We start from the raw sequence: 20979 nt of genomic DNA, 5'->3' as shown, positions 1-20979 counted from the left end.
TATGTCTTATATCAATATGAGAGATGTTTCACGGTTTTGTAACATAGGCTTCGTTATTATCCCGGCCACGAAATCGGGTCACCTCTGGACCGGTGGCCGTACAGCAAGCCCTACATAAAATAATTACTTTGCTGGCGGCCACACTACACCTTTCCTGTTTTTTACCGCGACGTTTCCACCGCCCTCCAGCTTACACCACCACCGCTATTCAACCGGCTGCAAGCGCAGCAGTGCAGGCTTGAGCACTTGTGTACCCCAATGCATTACCTCGGCGGCTAACGCTTCATCCCACTGTGGCCAGACCCGCGCAATGTAACTATTTTCACCTTCACCGCTGCGCATGTATGCCGGGTTGAACATGGCCTGCATACTGTCTGCACCTTTCTCCAGTGCCTCACTGTCTTCACACCAGTTCCCCTGCTTATCGCGCCCGGCCAGGATCCCTTCATGCGCGGTTTTGGGCAGGAACGGTAGCGGCTGGCATTGCCCCAGATAATAAGCCTGTACCAGGGTTTCCAGGTATTGCAGCGCTGTCTCGGCACTGACCGGCTCAAACTGCCACGCCCCGTCAAGTCCAATCAGTGTGGTGGTCGGGCCGTTAAGCTCAGCCGAGGCACAAAGGTGTTCAATCCAGCCCGACAGCATATCCTGAGCGCGAATTTTCCCCGGACGATAACGCACCAGTCCTTGCGATGTGCGATGCTTGAGCCAGCCTTGCAGACGCAGGGCACGGCCATCAATCGTCAGCGGCAAGTCGACTTCCTGATCCGGTCGGCGATCAGTCATGTGTTCTGCGATGGTTTGCGCCAGGCTTTCAATCACGCCGCGCTCTTCCACCAGCTCCAGCTCACCGAACTGCGCCACCGGCAGACGCCCCGCCGCTTGCTGATAACGGGTAAACTGCGCAAACAGTGCTTCCCGATCCGGTGACGGATGCTGTCCCGAAGGGGACAAGGCACTGCTATCCTGCAGGAAGGTGTTCAACAAGGACTCACGCAGCTGATAACGTTCCAAGTTATCCAGAGCAAACGGCTCGTCATCCTCAACCGCGCCCGGCCCGGCATCGAAGAACACTTTCAGTCGACGGTTGAAGAAATACTGCACCGGCAGTCGCCAGAAACGAAGCAGCTCAGCCAACTCCAGTATCCCGCCATTATCATCCACCTGCGGCGGCAATGGCTGGCTGATAAACGGCGCCACCGACAGCGGATCCCGCCGGGCCGCAGGCAGCCATTCAATGGCATAGCTGGGCTGATCGCCTTCAAAAGCCTTGGGACTGAACGGGACCAGCGGGTGCTCAAAAGTCAGTGCTGTTAGCAATTCTTTGGCAGATTCGTCCGCAGGTTGCGAGTGATGACCCTCCAGACAGTATCCCTGCTGGCAGTATTCCAGCAGTTCACTCACCAGAACGGACGGCACTTTCTCACTGTTGTCCTGAATCGAACGGCCGACATAACTGATATACAGGGTTTCCTGCGCAGATTGCAGCGCTTCCAGGAACAGGTAGCGGTCATCATCGCGACGGGAACGATCGCCATGCTTGCCGCGGCCGACCATCAGGTCGAACCCTTCCGGTGCAATGGAGCGCGGATAAACCCCGTCATTCATCCCCAGCAGACACACCACTTTGAACGGGATCGAACGCATCGGCATCAAAGTACAGAAGTTCACCTGACCGGCAAGAAAACGCTGACTGACCCGCTCTCCGGAGAGCTTAGCGCGCAGGTAGTCACGCATGACCGCCGGGGTCAACGGTGAACGGTAACCGGCATCTGCCAGCTGCTGCTCAAGCTGGTGCAGCTTATCGCGAATCATCCGCAGCACCATTTCGCCGTCAGTATCAACGGCAAAGCAATCATCCAGCAGCTGATTCAGCACCCGGATCCAGCCCTCTACCGGCTGCTCAACCGCCAGTGCCTGACGGTAGTGCATCAGGGTTTCAACAAACAGACCGAGCTGACCGGCCAGTTCCGCTTCCAGTCCCTGTACTTCGTCATAGGCCAGCACGCCCTGATACAACCCGGCCTCCTGCGGCATGGCATATCCCAGCAACATACGGTGCAAACCGAACAGCCAGGTATTCTGTTGCTGGCGCGGCAAAGCAAACTGCGCCGCCGTATCGTCATCCAACCCCCAGCGAATACCTACCTCTTCAATCCACTGCTTCACCCGCTCAAAGCGGTCACTGTCAAAGCCAAACCGAGCCATGACAGCCGGGACTTCCAGCAACTCTAAGAGCTCCGATGCCTGACAGCGGCTTTCCGGCAGCCCCAGCAAACGCAGGAAGGCCAGCAGAACCGGATTCTCCTGATCCGCACTGCGGTCAGAAATTGAAAACGGAATAAATCGATCCCCTGGCGCATTGCCGAACACCGCCTGAATATACGGGCTGTAGCTGTTGATATCCGCCACCATCACCACGATATCCCGCGGCGATAGCTTTGGATTGGCGTCCAGCATGGCCAACAGGTTGTCATGCAGCACTTCGACTTCACGCATGGGTGAATGACAGGCATGCAGGGTCAGTGAGCGATCGTCTTTGGCAATCGCAAACTTATGCTCACTCGATTCGGTGATGTCATCGTTTACCCGATCTTCGAGGTTCAGAATATCGGCCTGAATCGCATGCAGCAGGCTGTCCGGCTCAATATCCACAAACGCCTCTACTTCGTAGGCTTCCATTTCCGATAACAGATACAGGTTGTCACGCCCGAGCTTACCGAGGGACGCGAGCAGCGTATTGCCGACCACGCCTTCGTGGGTTTCGTCGACAATATTGTCTTCCAGCTCCCCTTTGATTGGCGAGATCACCCCGCCCAATTCACTGTGATCTGCGCACCACTGGAGCTGCTGACGCTGCTTGGCTGCCAGACGAGCCAGGTATTTACGATCGCGCACGTCTCCCCAGTAGTGGCGACACGGGTTCGTAAACATCAGATGAACATCAATGTGTTTGCCGAGTGCCGCCAGGGCATCCAGATAGCGCGGCGGCAGCGCCGAAATACCAAACACAAACAGGCGCTTGGGTAACTGGATCGGCAACGACGAGCCGCTTTGCAGATACCCGTTCAGGGTCTCGATAAAATGCTCATACAGATTGGCACGGTGATACGGCGATTGCCCCAGCGCCAGCGTATGGTCGTACAGCGCCTGCCACAACAGCGGCTGCCACGGGTGCTCGGCCACCAGCTCAGGATCAATCTCATCGGCTTCCCATGCCTGAATCCACTCTGGCCGGTACACCAGATACTGGTCAAAAATATCGGCAATTTTCTCCGCCAGCTGATAGCGCTTAACCTGATGCTCATCGTCTTCCAGATAACTGGCCAGCGGGGCAAATTCCGGACGATGCAACTGTTCCGGCAACACCTGCAGCAGTTTCCAGGTCATCGCCTCTTTGTTAAATGCACTGCGCACCGGTACATCACTCAGCACCTGGGTAAACATCTGCCAGATAAACGTCGCTGGCAGCGGAAATTCGAGATTCGCGGCAATACCCTGCGATTTAGCCAGCTCCAGCTTGAGCCATTGCGACATGCCGGGACTCTGTACCAGGATACATTCCTGTTCAAACGGATTATCGAGCGGATCGAGGCGGATAAGTTCAACAAGGAGGGACTTGAGCAAGTCCAGTTGGTTCGAGTGATAAACAGTAAACACGCAGCTTTCTCGCAGGCTGAGGACATGCTCTGATTGTCTACCATCCACTGCATCGCTGCAAATTCAAATAAAGCAAAAGCCGCCCGGTATCACCGAACGGCTTTTTATTAATCTTTTTATTATTTTACGGCTGTTACGCTTCGCTCATCCGCGGTCTGAACCAGCGAGTAACCGGGCGGTAATAGGCCAGATAACGGATGGCCACATAACTGACCACCAGCGTCGCCACGGCCAGCTCCAGATACGCCAGCCCGCTGACCCAGGCAATATCCTGTCCGGCAAAGCCTCGCGCTGCCATCCAGCCGGCCACCTTGAACAAGGCCGTCGCGCCAATCACCATCGGGAACGTGAACGCAGCATAGCCCGGACTGAACGGCAGCCGTAGCAGGCGGAAAAATGCCACATAGATGATCCCGGTCATCAGAACGGCAATCCCGCCCAACAGGCTCACCACCAGCGGCGAAACCGTTTCGGCCACTGTCAGATACCCTGCCAGCGACAGACTGGCTGGTGCGGCCAGAATCGCGATGGTCGGTTTAGCGGCATCCGGGATCTCATGGCAGAAGATCAGGCGATAAATCATCAGCGGCAACATCACGGCGTATACCATCAGACCAAACACCAGCAAGCCTTCGGCCAATGGACGCAGAGCCCCGCCCGGAAAGGCCACATCAGCGACGATGATCCCAATAGGCGGCACAAACCAACTGGGTACCATGTGGTGCAGCTCAAAATCCACCACCCGGTGATAAACAAACAAAACCAGAAACACCAGATGCAGCATAACCGCCAGCAACCACAGAGCCTGACCTGCCTGCGGGGCATACATTCCCAGCGCTTTTGACACCACCATGGTAGCCATCGAAAAAGTTGGTACCACGCTGCCCGCGACCGGATGACACAGATCCTGCCACAGCGAGCCCGGATAGCAGATGAATTTCACCAGCAGGATCACCAGCAGAAGGCTGGCAATCCCGGCCCCGGTCAACTGTCCCAGCCCGTTAAGATCAGCGGCGTTTTCCCAGCACCAGCCCAGCGACGCAATACCCAGCGCCAGTCCCGCCATTGGCGTTGGCGCGCCCAACACAGTTTTCTTTGTAGCCTGAATCATGATGTTATCTCCACGTACAGCAACGCAGTTAAAAATCCGTCACTGCCTGTATTCCGATGTGTTCATCAACAACAGACGTAGTGTATCGCTGGAAAAAGGTTTAGGATATTTGAAAGGATTGAATCTTATTTTAAGAATGACTTAACAGGACGGTTTATGAACATTGCGCTGCGCCAGCTCAAAGTGTTTGTGACAGTAGCCCAGGAACTCACTATCACCGCCGCGGCGGAGAAACTGTTTTTATCCAAACCCGCAGTCAGCATGGCGCTGTCAGAGCTGGAAAAACAGCTGGGGCATAAACTCTTTGACCGTAACAATAACCGATTGCTGATCAACGATCAGGGACGACGTTTGCTACCGCTGGCGGACGAACTGCTGGCCCGCAGTCAGGATATAGAGCAGTTGTTTTGTCAGGAAGGGCCGGTTACCGGAAAGCTAAAAATCGGCTCAAGCGATACCGTCGGCAATCAGGTGACGCCGTTTTTACTGCGAGATTTCCGCGCCGAATCTGGCCACACAGACCAGTCGCTTTTTATTTCCAACACAGCGCAGATCTGCCAGATGCTGACCGAGTTTGAACTCGATGTCGGGTTAGTCGAAGGCAAGGTGCACCTCAAAGAGCTCCATGCTATTCCCTGGCTGGGCGATGAAATGGTCGTGGCCTGCCACCCTGCCCACCCGTTGGCACAGAGCCCGTCGCTGACATTAGCTGACCTGGAGCACAGCCACTGGATCCTGCGCGAGCCGGGCTCCGGCACCCGGGAATATTTTCTCAGCCGCCTGTCGCCGCGATTAGAGCATTGGCACCAGGCCTTTGAGCTGAACAATACCGAAGCCATCATTAACTGTGCCGCAGCCGGACTGGGCATTACCTGCCTATCTCGCCGGGCCGTGTCTCACGCCGTAAAAGATCAGCGCCTGGTGATTCTCGACCTGCCACTGGATATGCAGCGCCAGTACTGGCTGCTCTACCACCGGGAAAAATACCAAAGCCCGCTGCTGAAACTGTTTCTGGCGTTTTGTCAGCGCTGGCCAGACAAAGTATCAGACCCGGTTATCACCTGAGCTAAACGCAATCACTTGGCTGATCTGGCACAGCGGTCGGCCTGATTCTTGCTGCCAGGCGGTAAAAGCCTCCTGAGTCGCGGTCAGCGATTTACGGGTATCGCGGCCACCATCAATGACCCCTGTCTGGCGCAGGTATGCCTCAACATCCTGACTGATGATAAAAGTGTCTTTCCCCATGATCCGCAGCGTGTACGGGCCGGTATTACCGCCGAGCCGCTGACCATGCTTTTTGAGGTATTGCCACAGGCTCACAATGTCACTGGCTGGCCAGTCCGCCACCATGGCCGCAAAAGAGCCATGCTCCGTCGCCGCGTCGTGGATCATATGGGCATTGGCCGGAATGGTCATAACCTTCCCCAAATGGCGAATAATGGCCGGGTCTGTGGCTTTTCGCTCCCACATATCCGTCGGCATCAGCAGCATTTTCTCAATATCGAAGCCAAAGAAAACCTCTTCAAAGTTCGGCCATTTGCTGCGTACCACTTTCCAGCTCATGCCTGACTGGAACACCTTTTGCGAAAAAGCAGATAACCAGCGGTCATCGCTGATTTGCTTAAGTTGTTCATTTGTCAGGGGAGTTGTCAGCAAACTCTCCAGCGCCGCATCCCCACCTTTTCGCTCTGCCGCCCTGGCATAGATCTGGGCAAATTTTTCTCTCGCCATCACATTCACACGCTTATCACTGGACAATGCCTACCATGCTACTGTATAAACAGCCAGTAAATCAATTTCGGAGAGGGTGACCATGGCTGTTATCGTCAAATATGTGGTTGAGCGCAACGGAGAAGAAAAGATGACTTTCACCTCTAAGTCCGAAGCCGACGCATACGACAAGATGCTGGATATGGCTGACGATATGTTTGCTTTACTGGGTGAAAGCGAGCTGTTCGAAGATGAAGCCAAACAGGAAGAACTATCACTGTTCCTGGCGCAGAAACGCGAAGAAGTGCTGGTTGCACTGGGGGCGAAAAAGAAACCCGCTCCAAAAAAGAAAGCCACTAAACCGGAAATCGTTGCTGATGCAGATTCCGACCAGGAAGATGCTGACGAAGCGGCTTAAGCTAGCTGCATAATTTCTGTTTTCACAGGCGCATTTTCGAATAAACCTCCTTCCTGGAGGTTTTTTTATGCAAGTTCATTCCCCGCTGCCACCCGGCAACTGACTCTCCACCCCGGCTACCGGCAAATATTTGGTCATTTTTACCCGAATCTTCGGTTAGGTCTTCAATATCGTGACAAGTGTCATTATGATGGGTTTTATGCATTTTCTTATTGAGCCCCAGTAGCGGGAACCTGACGGTACTGCCGGACCGGGCTCAATCATTTCACATGGAGAACGATCAATCATGGCCAGCTTTGCACTCGCCCTAGGTACTGCGACCAAAAACCGCGATAACAAAATCATCGAAGCTTTCTTCCCAACCCCAATTCTGAATCCGGCTGATGCGCTGGTCAGCGCAATTGCAGCGGTCGTTGAGTACAAAGAAGGTAATCAGGCCATTGAAGTCACAGCGGCCCAATGTACGGATCTTGCGGCTGCATTTGCAGCGGCAGGGGAAGCAGCCAGCGCTCAGTTCGCGACGAAAGCGGCTGAGTCTGCGCAGCCTCTAGTACTTGTGTTACTGGCAAGCGATGAAGCGCCAGCCTCAGTAGCCGAAGGTTTCCTGAAACTTCAACTGATCTCTCATCGTCTGGTTCTGCCACACGGACTGGTACTGGACGGTATTTTTGGTCTACTGCACAACATCGCCTGGACAAACCAGGGGCCAATCGATCTGCCAGAGCTGGCTGACCGCCAAATGGAAGCACGCCTGAACGGTGAAGTGCTGACGGTTGACTGTGTCGACAAGTTCCCGAAAATGGTTGATTACGTGGTTCCAGCGGGCGTGCGTATCGCTGATACGTCTCGCGTACGTCTGGGTGCACACGTGGGTGAAGGCACGACCGTGATGCATGAAGGTTTTATCAACTTCAACGCAGGTACCACCGGCGTGAGCATGGTTGAAGGCCGTATTTCTGCTGGTGTGGTTGTCGGCAATGGCTCTGATATCGGCGGTGGTGCGTCTATTATGGGTACGCTGTCCGGTGGCGGCAAAGTCGTTGTATCTATCGGTGAAAACAGCCTGCTGGGTGCAAATGCCGGTCTGGGCTTCCCGCTGGGTGACCGTTGTACCATCGAATCAGGTCTGTACGTGACCGCAGGTTCAAAAGTGCGCATGCTGGATGCCAGCGGCCAGGAAGTAGAAGTCGTGAAAGCACGTGATCTGGCCGGTAAGCCGGATCTGCTTTTCCGCCGCAATTCTGTTACAGGCCAGATTGAGTGCCTGACCAACAAAACGGCGGTTGAGCTGAACAGCGAGCTGCACAGCAATAACTGATTGTGCTCCCTGTGAAATAGCCAAAAGGCTGCCATTCAGGCAGCCTTTTTTCTTTCCCGCTTGCTGGGGAATTGTTGTCAGCAAGCCGATATCCAAAACAAAAACAGCAGACGCTAGTAACCCCGCTCAACCAGTCCGTAACTGCTGCTGGATTTACCTTCCCGGCAATCGTTGGGGTAACCGGGATTGATCACCGTATCTACCGTGTGTTTTTCGCTACAATATTCGAATCGACCTTTGAGGTAACCGGCCCGGTAAGCTTCATAATCCGTTTCACTGAGCGCACCACGCCGGGTGAGTTCTTTTTCATCCCACTCACGGTAGCCTTGCTCACCATGATAGCTGCCGAGCTTGTCCCATTGCCTGTCGTGCGCCAGGTTTTCTTCATAAGGACTCGTACAGGCCGCACAGGCTGCAATCAGTAATCCACAGATTAAAGAGCGCCAGTTACATTCCCACATGTTCGCTTCTCCGGTAAACCCACTGATTCTAAGTATGGTTTATCCGTTAAGGGTCGCCACTGCCTGACGACCACTTTCCGTCTGCGTCCCAAAAAATGCCAGCCCGAATCCGATCCCGGCTCCCAACAGCATCACGCCACCCAGTTGCCACGGCTGACTGATTCCGATTTTCAGCAAAGTGTTACTGAACAATGAAGCAAACACCATCTGGCAAGCTCCAGACAAAGCAGACACAGTGCCGGCTTTGTCACCATATGGCACAAGCAACAAAGACTGAGCACACGGAAATGCGATCCCGTTGGCCATGGCCAGTACAAAGTTACCACCGATCATCCACGCTGGTTCTACCGGCGAAAAAATATAAATCATTCCTGCCAGCAGGTGCAGCCAAGGGGCGATCAGCAACATACGTCGGGTGCCAATTTTTGGGCGTATCCGCTGGCAGAGCAGCCCGCCACACATCAGGCCGAACGCCGGAATCATCGCCCAGAGCGCATACTTTTCCGATGTCATCCCAATTTGTACCTGCATGATGAAAGGCATCAGGGAGATGGACAAAACCACCAGTGAGAAATTCACCCAACCCACACCGGCAAACGAGAGAAAATGGCTGGATCGCGCAAGCGACGAATAGTCCTTCATCAGTGTTATCACTGACGGCGCACGGCAAGTCACTGATAAACTTTCCGGGAAATTAACGCACAAAACCAGCCAGATCACAGCGATATAGCCCAGCAGCAGTATAAAGACAGCCAGCCAACCGGCATAGTGATTGACCATTCCGCCAATGACCGGTGCAACAATTGGCGTCAGTGCCGCGACAATCGCCAGCCAGGTCATGGCCCGCACCAGGTTATGACTCTGATAACTGTCACGGATTGTCGCCCTGGCCATGACAGCCACACTTCCGGCTCCCATCCCCTGAATCACCCGTCCGGCCAGTAACCAGGAGAAGGATTCAGCATGCAGAATCGCCAGCGACAAGCCAAACAGCGCAATCAATAGACCAGAAAGCAGTACCGGCCGCCGCCCAAACACATCAGACAGTGGTCCGTACACGAGTTGCGAAGTGCCAAATCCTAACAGGTAGCCGGAAACCAGAAGTTGTACCTGTTCAGTCGATAAAGAAAGATCCTGTGCGATCCATGGCAGAGACGGGAAGATAAGACCCAGGCTCAGCTGACCGATACTTACGATCATGCACGCCAGTAAAAGAGGTTTCCATTGAAATGCTGCCATTGTTTCTCCTACGCCTCCGCATCAATGCCTTATTATGCACTGGATGTGAAGAGACAATAAGCAGCATTAGCTTCAGAGATTCTTTCCATTTGGGAAATAAAGTTTGAATTACTTCGAGATGGTGTAAGTAAACGGATTCGCAAATGAAAATTTGCTGCCCTGCGTTTTCACTTTGCCTTGCTTCATCGCAACCAGAACCTCTTTCTGTACCCGGATGAGCGAAAAGAAACGAATCACAATAAACACCATAAAAATCGGCATCATGAACTGTGCTATCGACGATGACTGTAAGACAAAGTCATTAACCAGCCAGAATGCCAGCATCAACAACATCAAATACAGTGAATGAGGTTTCAGCGTGATCGCAATCTCGCGCTCAGTTTCAGTTCGTTCAAAAAAGAATTTCATCAGCATTCTCAACAGTTTTCAGATGCTGCCTACCCTCTCACAGCCAGCAGTCTCACTCAAGCTTCAATCACTGCTTAATCTCAAAGAGTTGTAAATGGGTGTGACGAACACAAGGTTTCTAAGCAGGGAAGCATCTCTGACAATGACCATAGAGCAGAGGTATGGCTAGCGTATCTACAGAATCCACTTGGCCTGAGGTCAAACAGAAAAGCTTTAAACGAGCAAAAACCGGCTGTTTTCAATTTAGGAGTCAGATAAGTGGCGGAGCTACCGGGCTGTCGATCCACGGGACACATTCGACCGCAGGGCGAACACATTGTATTTAAACGTAAAAAAGCCCAGTCTTTCGACTGGGATTCTTAAAGAGTAGCGGAGCGGACGGGAATCGATGGTCCGGCATTCCGGCTCGCGAAAAAGTGCGTAGCACTTTCGGGAGTGTAAAATGTAAAAAAGCCCAGTCTTTCGACTGGGCTTATTAAAGAGTGGCGGAGCGGACGGGAATCGATGGTCCGGCATTCCGGCCCGCGAAAAAGTGCGTAGCACTTTCGGGAGCGTAAAATGTAAAAAAGCCCAGTCTTTCGACTGGGCTTATTGAAGAGTGGCGGAGCGGACGGGACTCGAACCCGCGACCCCCGGCGTGACAGGCCGGTATTCTAACCAACTGAACTACCGCTCCACTCAGAATTAGCGTTTGTTCAGAACGCTAACCTAAATTGGGTGCCTGGCGATGTCCTACTCTCACATGGGGAGGCCCCACACTACCATCGGCGCTGCTGCGTTTCACGTCTGAGTTCGGCATGGGATCAGGTGGGTCCACAGCGCTATGGTCGCCAGGCAAATTCTTTGATTCACTGCCCGCAGGCCGCAAATCACAATCTTGGAAAAAACTGACTAAAGTTCAAGCACACCATTCAAGTGCTCGTGGAGTCCGTCAAAAACCCCTTGGGTGTTGTATGGTTAAGCCGCACGGGCAATTAGTACAGGTTAGCTCAACGCCTCACAGCGCTTACACACCCTGCCTATCAACGTTCTAGTCTCGAACAACCCTTCAGAGAGCTTGAAGCTCTGGGGATGACTCATCTTGAGGCTCGCTTCCCGCTTAGATGCTTTCAGCGGTTATCGATTCCGAACTTAGCTACCGGGCAATGCGTCTGGCGACACAACCCGAACACCAGAGGTTCGTCCACTCCGGTCCTCTCGTACTAGGAGCAGCCCCTCTCAATCATCCAACGCCCACGGCAGATAGGGACCGAACTGTCTCACGACGTTCTAAACCCAGCTCGCGTACCACTTTAAATGGCGAACAGCCATACCCTTGGGACCGACTTCAGCCCCAGGATGTGATGAGCCGACATCGAGGTGCCAAACACCGCCGTCGATATGAACTCTTGGGCGGTATCAGCCTGTTATCCCCGGAGTACCTTTTATCCGTTGAGCGATGGCCCTTCCATTCAGAACCACCGGATCACTATGACCTGCTTTCGCACCTGCTCGAACCGTCATTCTCGCAGTCAAGCGGGCTTATGCCATTGCACTAACCTCACGATGTCCGACCGTGATTAGCCCACCTTCGTGCTCCTCCGTTACGCTTTGGGAGGAGACCGCCCCAGTCAAACTACCCACCAGGCACTGTCCGCACCCCCGATGAGGGGGCGACGTTAGAACATCAACACTACAAGGGTGGTATTTCAAGGACGGCTCCACAGATACTGGCGTACCTGCTTCGAAGCCTCCCACCTATCCTACACATGTAGGGTCAATGTTCAGTGCCAAGCTGTAGTAAAGGTTCACGGGGTCTTTCCGTCTAGCCGCGGGTACGCAGCATCTTCACTGCGATTTCAATTTCACTGAGTCTCGGGTGGAGACAGCGTGGCCATCATTACGCCATTCGTGCAGGTCGGAACTTACCCGACAAGGAATTTCGCTACCTTAGGACCGTTATAGTTACGGCCGCCGTTTACCGGGGCTTCGATCAAGAGCTTCTCCCTAAGGATAACCCCATCAATTAACCTTCCGGCACCGGGCAGGCGTCACACCGTATACGTCATCTTTCGATTTTGCACAGTGCTGTGTTTTTAATAAACAGTTGCAGCCACCTGGTATCTGCGACTGCCAGCAGCTCCAAGAGCAAGTCTCTTCACCGCCGGCAGCGTACCTTCTCCCGAAGTTACGGTACCATTTTGCCTAGTTCCTTCACCCGAGTTCTCTCAAGCGCCTTGGTATTCTCTACCCGACCACCTGTGTCGGTTTGGGGTACGATTTCTTGCTATCTGAAGCTTAGAGGCTTTTCCCGGAAGCATGGCATCAATGACTTCAGCACCGTGGTGCCTCGACATCGGGTCTCAGCCTTAAGATGGTCCGGATTTGCCTAAACCATCAGCCTACACCCTTGAACCTGGACAACCGTCGCCAGGCCCACCTAGCCTTCTCCGTCCCCCCATCGCAATAGCAAGAAGTACGGGAATATTAACCCGTTTCCCATCGACTACGCCTTTCGGCCTCGCCTTAGGGGTCGACTCACCCTGCCCCGATTAACGTTGGACAGGAACCCTTGGTCTTCCGGCGAGGAGGTTTTTCACCCCCTTTATCGTTACTCATGTCAGCATTCGCACTTCTGATACCTCCAGCGCCCCTTACAGGACACCTTCAGCGGCTTACAGAACGCTCCCCTACCCAATACGCTAATGCGCATTGCCGCAGCTTCGGTGTATCGCTTAGCCCCGTTAAATCTTCCGCGCAGGCCGACTCGACCAGTGAGCTATTACGCTTTCTTTAAATGATGGCTGCTTCTAAGCCAACATCCTGGCTGTCTGAGCCTTCCCACATCGTTTCCCACTTAGCGATAACTTTGGGACCTTAGCTGGCGGTCTGGGTTGTTTCCCTCTCCACGACGGACGTTAGCACCCGCCGTGTGTCTCCCGGATAGTACTTACTGGTATTCGGAGTTTGCAAAGGGTTGGTAAGTCGGGATGACCCCCTAGCCTTAACAGTGCTCTACCCCCAGTAGTATTCGTCCGAGGCGCTACCTAAATAGCTTTCGGGGAGAACCAGCTATCTCCGAGTTTGATTGGCCTTTCACCCCTAGCCACAAGTCATCCGCTAATTTTTCAACATTAGTCGGTTCGGTCCTCCAGTGCGTGTTACCGCACCTTCAACCTGCCCATGGCTAGATCACTCGGTTTCGGGTCTAATCCCAGCAACTGCACGCCCAGTTAAGACTCGGTTTCCCTACGGCTCCCCTATACGGTTAACCTTGCTACTGAAATTAAGTCGCTGACCCATTATACAAAAGGTACGCAGTCACAGGACAAAGCCTGCTCCTACTGCTTGTACGTACACGGTTTCAGGTTCTATTTCACTCCCCTCACAGGGGTTCTTTTCGCCTTTCCCTCACGGTACTGGTTCACTATCGGTCAGTCAGGAGTATTTAGCCTTGGAGGATGGTCCCCCCATCTTCAGACAAGATAACACGTGTCCCGTCCTACTCGTTTTCACTGATAAGGTGTTGTCGGCTACGGGGCTGTCACCCTGTATCGCTGAGCTTTCCAGCTCATTCGCCTGACACCAAACCAACTTAAGGGCTAATCCGGTTTCGCTCGCCGCTACTGCCGGAATCTCGGTTGATTTCTCTTCCTCGGGGTACTTAGATGTTTCAGTTCCCCCGGTTCGCCTCATCAAGCTATGTATTCACTTGATGATAACTGCTTATGCAGCTGGGTTTCCCCATTCGGAAATCGTAGACTCAAGTGGCTCTTACTGCCTCATCTACGCTTATCGCAAGTTAGTACGTCCTTCATCGCCTCTGACTGCCCAGGCATCCACCGTGTACGCTTAGTCACTTAACCATACAACCCCAAGAGGTTTCGTATGTTCAAACAACCAAGGTTTTTCCATCTGAGTTAAGATGGTTAGTTTGTTTTGCCGGACTCTTCTTACACAAGACACTTGAATATGTATTGCTTGAGAACTCGTTTCTCTTTCGAGAAACAATAATTTCGATTCGTATGAATCGAATTACTAGTCAGCTTTCCAGATTGTTAAAGAGCATGTGTTTTCCGAAGAAACCACTTTCTAATCACACTCACAAGTGCAGTTAGAAAGTGGCGTCCCATAGGGGAGTCGAACCCCTGTTACCGCCGTGAAAGGGCGGTGTCCTAGGCCTCTAGACGAATGGGACACATCTGTCTTTTACATTTCGACCAAGCAATCTGTGTGGACACTACGCAAAGCGCAGTCTTTAGGTAAGGAGGTGATCCAGCCCCAGGTTCCCCTAGGGCTACCTTGTTACGACTTCACCCCAGTCATGAACCACACCGTGGTAAACGCCCTCCCGAAGGTTAAGCTATCTACTTCTGGTGCAGCCCACTCCCATGGTGTGACGGGCGGTGTGTACAAGGCCCGGGAACGTATTCACCGTGGCATTCTGATCCACGATTACTAGCGATTCCGACTTCATGGAGTCGAGTTGCAGACTCCAATCCGGACTACGACATACTTTGTGGGATTCGCTCCACCTCGCGGTCTTGCTGCCCTCTGTATATGCCATTGTAGCACGTGTGTAGCCCTACTCGTAAGGGCCATGATGACTTGACGTCGTCCCCACCTTCCTCCGGTTTATCACCGGCAGTCTCCCTGGAGTTCCCACCCGAAGTGCTGGCAAACAAGGATAAGGGTTGCGCTCGTTGCGGGACTTAACCCAACATTTCACAACACGAGCTGACGACAGCCATGCAGCACCTGTCTCAGAGTTCCCGAAGGCACCAAAGCATCTCTGCTAAGTTCTCTGGATGTCAAGAGTAGGTAAGGTTCTTCGCGTTGCATCGAATTAAACCACATGCTCCACCGCTTGTGCGGGCCCCCGTCAATTCATTTGAGTTTTAATCTTGCGACCGTACTCCCCAGGCGGTCTACTTAACGCGTTAGCTCCGAAAGCCAGTGTTCAAGACACCAACCTCCAAGTAGACATCGTTTACGGCGTGGACTACCAGGGTATCTAATCCTGTTTGCTCCCCACGCTTTCGCATCTGAGCGTCAGTCTTTGTCCAGGGGGCCGCCTTCGCCACCGGTATTCCTTCAGATCTCTACGCATTTCACCGCTACACCTGAAATTCTACCCCCCTCTACAAGACTCTAGCCTGCCAGTTCCAAATGCGATTCCGAGGTTGAGCCCCGGGCTTTCACATCTGGCTTAACAAGCCGCCTGCATGCGCTTTACGCCCAGTAATTCCGATTAACGCTCGCACCCTCCGTATTACCGCGGCTGCTGGCACGGAGTTAGCCGGTGCTTCTTCTGCAGCTAACGTCAAACAATACCGCTGTTAACGATACCGCCTTCCTCACTGCTGAAAGTGCTTTACAACCCGAAGGCCTTCTTCACACACGCGGCATGGCTGCATCAGGGTTTCCCCCATTGTGCAATATTCCCCACTGCTGCCTCCCGTAGGAGTCTGGACCGTGTCTCAGTTCCAGTGTGGCTGATCATCCTCTCAGACCAGCTAGGGATCGTCGCCTAGGTGAGCCGTTACCCCACCTACTAGCTAATCCCACCTGGGCCAATCTTAGCGCGAGAGGCCCGAAGGTCCCCCTCTTTGCTCCGTAGAGATTATGCGGTATTAGCCATCGTTTCCAATGGTTATCCCCCACACTAAGGCATGTTCCCAGGCATTACTCACCCGTCCGCCGCTCGCCGCCCAACAAATCCCCCGAAGGGTCAATGTTGTCGCTGCCGCTCGACTTGCATGTGTTAGGCCTGCCGCCAGCGTTCAATCTGAGCCATGATCAAACTCTTCAATTAAAGTTTTGGCTCGATGAATACTGAATTAAATTGACTGTGCCAAAATAACCGAAGTCATTTTGAATTGGTCACTCAGTTCATCGATAAATCTTTTTGACTATCAGTTCACGAGTGCCCACACAGATTGCATGGTCAAATTGTTAAAGAACTTTTCTTTCACGTCGCTGGCTTATCTCGCCGCGCTCCGTGTCAGTGAGGCGGCATTATAGAGACCTGGCTCAGCATCGCAATAGGCAAAATGCATTATTTTCATAAAACCGAACCAACTGAATATCATTTCGCCACAACCATCCAGTAACGGTCATTTATTCCACCCGGCATTCTTATCTTTTGTGTCTCATGAGCAATAGAAGCCGATAAGTAAAATAATCTTTCGCAGAAAGATAAAGAGATTCACCTTATCTCCCATTGTTTCTCTTCTGCTATTTTCCTAAGCGATCAAAACCGCAGCCGAAAAGTGATAAGGGTGAGGCAAAACGTAGTGTCACAATTGAGGAAAAAAAACGCCGCTCTTGAAAAGAGCGGCGTGATATTGCCATTACCCGTTAGTGTATAAAGCTGACGTTAAACACTGACGGCGAAGATTGTCGCATTCCCACAACCTTATTGGTGCGCCGAAATCTTGCCGTCTACCGCTTCCAGGATGATCGGTTTACCCGGTACAAACTTCCCGGAGAGGATATCCTGCGCCAGAGGATTCTCCACATACTGCTGGATAGCCCGTTTCAGCGGACGCGCCCCATAAACAGGATCAAACCCGGCTTCGGCAATCAGCTCTAGCGCGCTGTCTTTCATATCTAACTGGTAGTCACGCTCTTCCAGACGTTTCACCAAACGAGTAACCTGAATCGACGCAATGTTCTTAATGTGCTCCTCACCCAGAGGATGGAAGACCACTGTCTCGTCCACCCGGTTGATGAACTCCGGACGGAAATGATGAGTGACAACTTCCATTACCGTTTGCTTCATACCTTCGTAATCCAGTTCACCAAAGTGCTCCTGAATACGATCGGATCCGAGGTTCGAGGTCATAATAACGACGGTGTTACGGAAATCGACCGTTCTGCCCTGCCCATCCGTCAAACGGCCATCATCCAGCACCTGCAGCAGAATGTTGAAGACATCCGGGTGGGCTTTTTCCACCTCATCCAACAAGATCACTGAATAAGGTTTACGGCGAACCGCTTCGGTCAGGTAACCCCCTTCTTCATAACCGACATAACCGGGAGGCGCACCCACCAGTCTAGCCACAGAGTGTTTCTCCATGAACTCTGACATATCGATACGTACCATGGCATCGTCACTGTCGAACATGAAATGCGCCAGCGCTTTGCACAACTCGGTCTTACCAACCCCGGTCGGCCCGAGGAAGAGGAAAGACCCAATCGGACGATGAGGATCAGACAAACCGGCACGACTACGACGAATCGCATTGGATACTGCATCCACCGCTTCATTCTGACCAATCACTCGTTTATGCAATGCTTCTTCCATACGAAGCAGCTTATCACGCTCACCTTCCAGCATTTTTGCCACCGGAATACCGGTCTGACGCGACAGCACTTCTGCAATTTCAGCATCAGTGACTTTGTTCTTCAGCAGTGTCATTTCCTGCATTTCAGCCTGCGCCGCAAGATCCAGCTGTTTTTCTAATTCAGGGATCTTGCCGTATTGCAGTTCCGACATCCGGTTAAGGTCACCAGCCCGGCGGGCAATTTCCATGTCGGTACGTGCCTGCTCCAATTCCGCTTTAATATGCTGCGTACCGGACAGTGCCGCTTTTTCTGCATTCCAGACTTCTTCCAGCTCAGCATATTCACGCTCTTTGCTGTCGAGTTCTTCAAGCAGATCACTCAGGCGCTTTTTACTGGCTTCATCACTTTCTTTAGCAATGGCTTGCTGCTCAATCTTGAGCTGAATAATTCGGCGCTCCAGGCGATCCAGCGATTCCGGCTTGGAATCGATCTGCATCCGGATACTGGATGCCGCTTCATCAATCAAGTCAATTGCTTTGTCGGGCAGCTGGCGATCGGACACGTAGCGGTGTGACAAACTGGCAGCCGCCACAATGGCCGGGTCAGTAATTTCGACATGGTGGTGCAGCTCGTAACGCTCTTTCAGACCACGCAGAATTGCCACGGTATCTTCCACGCTCGGCTCATCCACCAGCACTTTCTGGAAACGACGCTCCAGAGCAGCATCTTTTTCAATGTACTGACGGTATTCGTCCAGGGTTGTCGCGCCGACACAGTGCAGCTCACCCCGAGCCAGCGCCGGTTTAAGCATGTTACCGGCGTCCATGGCACCTTCACCTTTACCGGCACCCACCATGGTGTGCAGCTCATCAATAAACAGAATAACGCTGCCTTCTTCCTGCGCCAGTTCATTGAGTACCGCTTTCAACCGCTCTTCAAATTCACCACGGTATTTTGCCCCGGCAATCAATGCGCCCATATCCAGTGACAGAACACGTTTGTTGCGCAGTCCTTCCGGTACTTCACCATTGATAATTCGCTGCGCCAGCCCCTCAACAATGGCCGTTTTCCCCACCCCGGGCTCACCAATCAACACCGGGTTATTTTTGGTACGACGCTGCAGTACCTGAATAGTACGGCGAATTTCATCGTCACGACCGATAACCGGGTCCAGCTTGCCCTGCTCGGCACGCTCCGTCAGGTTAATGGTGTATTTTTCCAGTGCCTGGCGGTTCTCTTCGGCATTTTGATCATCCACATTCTGGCCGCCGCGCACTTTCTCAATCGCTTTTTCAATTTTGTCAGCCGTCATGCCCATATCTTTGAGCAATTTCCCGAGCGGCCCCTTGTCGTCCACCGCCGCCAGAATAAACAGCTCAGACGAGATAAATTTGTCTTTTCGTTTCTGCGCCAGCTTATCGCACATGTTCAGCAGCACGCCAAGGCCATGTGAAAGCTGGACGTCTCCGCCGATACCACTGACTTTCGGCAAACGATCTAATTGTTCAGCCAGTCCTGAACGCAACTGGGCCACATCCACATTCAATAATGTCAGGAGCGGCCGGATTGTGCTGCCATCCTGATTCAGCAGCGCCGTCATTAAATGAACCGGCTCGATATACTGATGGTCTCGTCCTAATGCTAGCGATTGCGCATCAGAGATAGCCATCTGGAATTTGCTAGTAAAACGGTCAAGACGCATAAGTCCTCCTAATCATCTCTCAGGTTCAGATATGGTGGTTAATCGAGAAATTTTCAACCAATGACAGCCACTGAACTCTGCTTTTTGCCACCGGTAGCGGTGGCCCGCCCATTGGTACCCCCAGCCTGGTTTAATGCACTCACCCACTGTCATCGCCGCTTTTTGCCTTGATGAGCACGATGCATTAGCCCTTTAAACAGTGTGATTTTAGTCGGTTTTTCCTGTCGCATTTTTCTGCGGGCTCACGTATTCAGGCGAAACGATTCGCAGGACGTGTCCGTTGTAATCGGCCTGCACAGCTGTTGAATGGACAATATGGGGCACCACACATCCTTTTCAGCAAGTTCAGCAGGCACACATGAAGATCAATTGGAGAGGCGCTATCACAGCCTGGTTTATGGTAAGCACGTCATTGATGGTCAGTCACTCAGCATTTGCCGCCGGTTGCCCGTCGAAAGATTTCACGACCCAGGCCACCCTGATTTTTGTTGACCATATGACAGCAGAACATCCCGCGGGAACACTGTTGAAACACCGGGTCAGCCAATTAAAGGCAATCATGTCCCATCCGGCCTTTGAAGAAACCAGCACGATCAAAGCAACATTGTCCCGCTACCGGGCAGACGCGGAGGAGGAAAGAGAAAACCTGGTAATTACCCTGCAAGCCCGTTTTTCGGGCGGCTACGATGCCGTGACTTTGCTATTTCAGGAAAAGGAACATGACTCTCTCGACATCACGCAATGCCTTTAAGCCTTGCTGACGCTCAATATTGATTAAGCAAATTGCAGATGCTATGCAACGGAAATGAAACAGAGCCCGACGGGATTAGCCGTCGGGCTCTGTGTAGAAAAGGAAAAATGGCCAGGTTCGGATGCTGTAATGCTTATCCGCTCCGAGCCAGTTCAACCTGCTTTCAGGCGCATCGGGAGCGAAGCTATCAGGATTCGATCCAGATTAGCGTCGCCTGACGTCCGGTGATGCCGTCGCGCCGGTACGAGTAAAAACGAGCCGGGTCGCTAAATGTGCACAAATCGCCACCGAAGACGTGTTCTACCCCCACTTGCGCCAGACGCTGGCGGGCCAGAAGGTATAAATCAGCCAGCCACTTGTCGCCATAAGGCTGAAACGCTTCGGCGGCATCTGCGTGCTGCGCCATAAACTGCTCGCGCACTTCGCCGCCGACTTCAAACGCCGACGCGCCAATGGCTGGGCCCATCCAAACCAGTATCTCCCGGCCTTTAACATGAAACTGAGCCACGGCCTCTTCCAGAATGCCATCAGCCAACCCACGCCAGCCGGCATGGACTGCGGCGACCTGACGTCCGGCACGGTCACACAACAGGACCGGCAGGCAGTCAGCTGTCATGACAGTACAGGCAATACCCGGCTGCTCGGTCATGCTGCCATCGGCATCCGGCGACGAGGCCTGTGCCGGAGACAACTCCGCTTGCGGCAGGGAAATCACGCGCGTGCTGTGAGTCTGGTTCAGCCAGACCGGAGCCACATCCAGCCCCAGCTGCTGTTGCAACCAGTCCCGATTGTGCTCAACATGCTCTGATTTATCCCCGACATGCGCACCCAGATTGAGGCCAAGATAAGGCCCCTCACTGATCCCGCCACTACGGGTGGTGGAAACGGCTTTGATATTGGCCGGTGCCGGCCAGTCAGGGACAATCCACATG

12 protein-coding genes, 2 tRNA genes and 3 rRNA genes are annotated in these 20979 nt (G+C 53.0%); 4 read left to right on the top strand and 13 right to left on the bottom strand.

All coding sequences use genetic code 11. From position 1 onward, the window contains the following. Nucleotides 1-204: 204 nt before the first annotated feature. A complete protein-coding gene (recC, locus tag FH974_RS02915) occupies nt 205-3660 on the bottom strand; it encodes an exodeoxyribonuclease V subunit gamma (protein ID WP_047883212.1) in 3456 nt (1151 codons plus the stop codon). Nucleotides 3661-3793: 133 nt separating this feature from the next. Beyond that, nucleotides 3794-4771, bottom strand: a complete 978-nt coding sequence (locus tag FH974_RS02910; RefSeq protein WP_047883213.1) for a TDT family transporter — start codon at nt 4769-4771, stop codon at nt 3794-3796. 156 nt (nt 4772-4927) lie between these two features. Here FH974_RS02910 and FH974_RS02905 point away from each other — a divergent pair, with 156 nt between their 5' ends. Continuing rightward, nucleotides 4928-5836 carry a LysR substrate-binding domain-containing protein gene (locus FH974_RS02905; protein WP_047883214.1) on the top strand — a complete coding sequence of 303 codons (909 nt, stop codon included), beginning with the start codon at nt 4928-4930 and terminating at the stop codon, nt 5834-5836. On the opposite strand, the gene FH974_RS02900 is transcribed toward FH974_RS02905, so the two are convergent. Then, nucleotides 5816-6502, bottom strand: a complete 687-nt coding sequence (locus FH974_RS02900) for a DNA-3-methyladenine glycosylase I (protein WP_047883225.1) — start codon at nt 6500-6502, stop codon at nt 5816-5818. The genes FH974_RS02905 and FH974_RS02900 overlap by 21 nt on opposite strands. 82 nt (nt 6503-6584) lie before the next feature. On the opposite strand from FH974_RS02900, the gene FH974_RS02895 reads away from it, so the two are divergent. Both FH974_RS02895 and dapD read left to right on the top strand, forming a co-directional pair. Further along, nucleotides 6585-6899, top strand: a complete 315-nt coding sequence (locus FH974_RS02895; protein ID WP_047883215.1) for a YebG family protein — start codon at nt 6585-6587, stop codon at nt 6897-6899. 286 nt (nt 6900-7185) lie between these two features. Continuing rightward, the gene (gene dapD / locus FH974_RS02890) at nt 7186-8217 is read left to right on the top strand and encodes a 2,3,4,5-tetrahydropyridine-2,6-dicarboxylate N-succinyltransferase (RefSeq protein WP_047883216.1); all 1032 of its coding nucleotides are present in this window, start codon (nt 7186-7188) and stop codon (nt 8215-8217) included. Between the two features lie 113 nt (nt 8218-8330). Here the strand turns inward: dapD and FH974_RS02885 are convergent, their stop codons facing one another. From FH974_RS02885 to clpB, 9 genes are all read right to left on the bottom strand, one after another. Then, nucleotides 8331-8678 carry a DUF2799 domain-containing protein gene (locus FH974_RS02885; protein ID WP_047883217.1) on the bottom strand — a complete coding sequence of 116 codons (348 nt, stop codon included), beginning with the start codon at nt 8676-8678 and terminating at the stop codon, nt 8331-8333. Nucleotides 8679-8717: 39 nt separating this feature from the next. Then, nucleotides 8718-9917, bottom strand: a complete 1200-nt coding sequence (locus FH974_RS02880; RefSeq protein ID WP_047883218.1) for a multidrug effflux MFS transporter — start codon at nt 9915-9917, stop codon at nt 8718-8720. A gap of 108 nt (nt 9918-10025) precedes the next feature. Beyond that, a complete protein-coding gene (locus FH974_RS02875) occupies nt 10026-10325 on the bottom strand; it encodes a hypothetical protein (protein ID WP_047883226.1) in 300 nt (99 codons plus the stop codon). A gap of 599 nt (nt 10326-10924) precedes the next feature. Then, nucleotides 10925-11001: transfer RNA gene (locus FH974_RS02870), tRNA-Asp, on the bottom strand. A gap of 43 nt (nt 11002-11044) precedes the next feature. Then, a 5S ribosomal RNA gene (rrf, locus tag FH974_RS02865) occupies nt 11045-11160 on the bottom strand. 118 nt (nt 11161-11278) lie between these two features. After that, nucleotides 11279-14170, bottom strand: a 23S ribosomal RNA gene (locus FH974_RS02860). Nucleotides 14171-14426: 256 nt separating this feature from the next. After that, nucleotides 14427-14502 (bottom strand) — tRNA-Glu (locus FH974_RS02855). 65 nt (nt 14503-14567) lie between these two features. Then, a 16S ribosomal RNA gene (locus tag FH974_RS02850) occupies nt 14568-16119 on the bottom strand. The 16S, 23S and 5S rRNA genes sit together here with 2 tRNA genes alongside, the layout of an rRNA operon. A gap of 603 nt (nt 16120-16722) precedes the next feature. Further along, nucleotides 16723-19296, bottom strand: a complete 2574-nt coding sequence (gene clpB / locus FH974_RS02845) for an ATP-dependent chaperone ClpB (RefSeq protein ID WP_047886902.1) — start codon at nt 19294-19296, stop codon at nt 16723-16725. A 358-nt stretch (nt 19297-19654) separates the two neighbouring features. Here clpB and FH974_RS02840 point away from each other — a divergent pair, with 358 nt between their 5' ends. Next, nucleotides 19655-20047 (top strand): hypothetical protein, encoded by a 393-nt coding sequence (locus FH974_RS02840; RefSeq protein WP_047886901.1) that lies wholly within the window; start codon nt 19655-19657, stop codon nt 20045-20047. Nucleotides 20048-20234: 187 nt separating this feature from the next. Here the strand turns inward: FH974_RS02840 and pgeF are convergent, their stop codons facing one another. Next, nucleotides 20235-20978, bottom strand: a complete 744-nt coding sequence (pgeF, locus tag FH974_RS02835; protein WP_047886900.1) for a peptidoglycan editing factor PgeF — start codon at nt 20976-20978, stop codon at nt 20235-20237. Nucleotide 20979 lies beyond the last annotated feature (1 nt).

Source organism: Photobacterium ganghwense (assembly GCF_017329545.1).
In the GTDB taxonomy this organism is placed as follows: Bacteria; Pseudomonadota; Gammaproteobacteria; order Enterobacterales; family Vibrionaceae; genus Photobacterium; species Photobacterium ganghwense.
Note: the sequence above shows the minus strand (reverse complement) of the source record. Positions and strands in the feature narration are given on the sequence as shown.

Coding starts and splice junctions, on each gene's coding strand:
- FH974_RS02895 (WP_047883215.1), top strand. CDS start 6,585: ATGGCTGTTATCGTCAAATATGTGGTTGAGCGCAACGGAGAAGAAAAG.
- pgeF (WP_047886900.1), bottom strand. CDS start 20,978: ATGTGGATTGTCCCTGACTGGCCGGCACCGGCCAATATCAAAGCCGTT.
- dapD (WP_047883216.1), top strand. CDS start 7,186: ATGGCCAGCTTTGCACTCGCCCTAGGTACTGCGACCAAAAACCGCGAT.
- FH974_RS02875 (WP_047883226.1), bottom strand. CDS start 10,325: ATGAAATTCTTTTTTGAACGAACTGAAACTGAGCGCGAGATTGCGATC.
- FH974_RS02885 (WP_047883217.1), bottom strand. CDS start 8,678: ATGTGGGAATGTAACTGGCGCTCTTTAATCTGTGGATTACTGATTGCA.
- FH974_RS02905 (WP_047883214.1), top strand. CDS start 4,928: ATGAACATTGCGCTGCGCCAGCTCAAAGTGTTTGTGACAGTAGCCCAG.
- clpB (WP_047886902.1), bottom strand. CDS start 19,296: ATGCGTCTTGACCGTTTTACTAGCAAATTCCAGATGGCTATCTCTGAT.
- FH974_RS02840 (WP_047886901.1), top strand. CDS start 19,655: ATGAAGATCAATTGGAGAGGCGCTATCACAGCCTGGTTTATGGTAAGC.
- FH974_RS02910 (WP_047883213.1), bottom strand. CDS start 4,771: ATGATTCAGGCTACAAAGAAAACTGTGTTGGGCGCGCCAACGCCAATG.
- FH974_RS02880 (WP_047883218.1), bottom strand. CDS start 9,917: ATGGCAGCATTTCAATGGAAACCTCTTTTACTGGCGTGCATGATCGTA.
- FH974_RS02900 (WP_047883225.1), bottom strand. CDS start 6,502: ATGGCGAGAGAAAAATTTGCCCAGATCTATGCCAGGGCGGCAGAGCGA.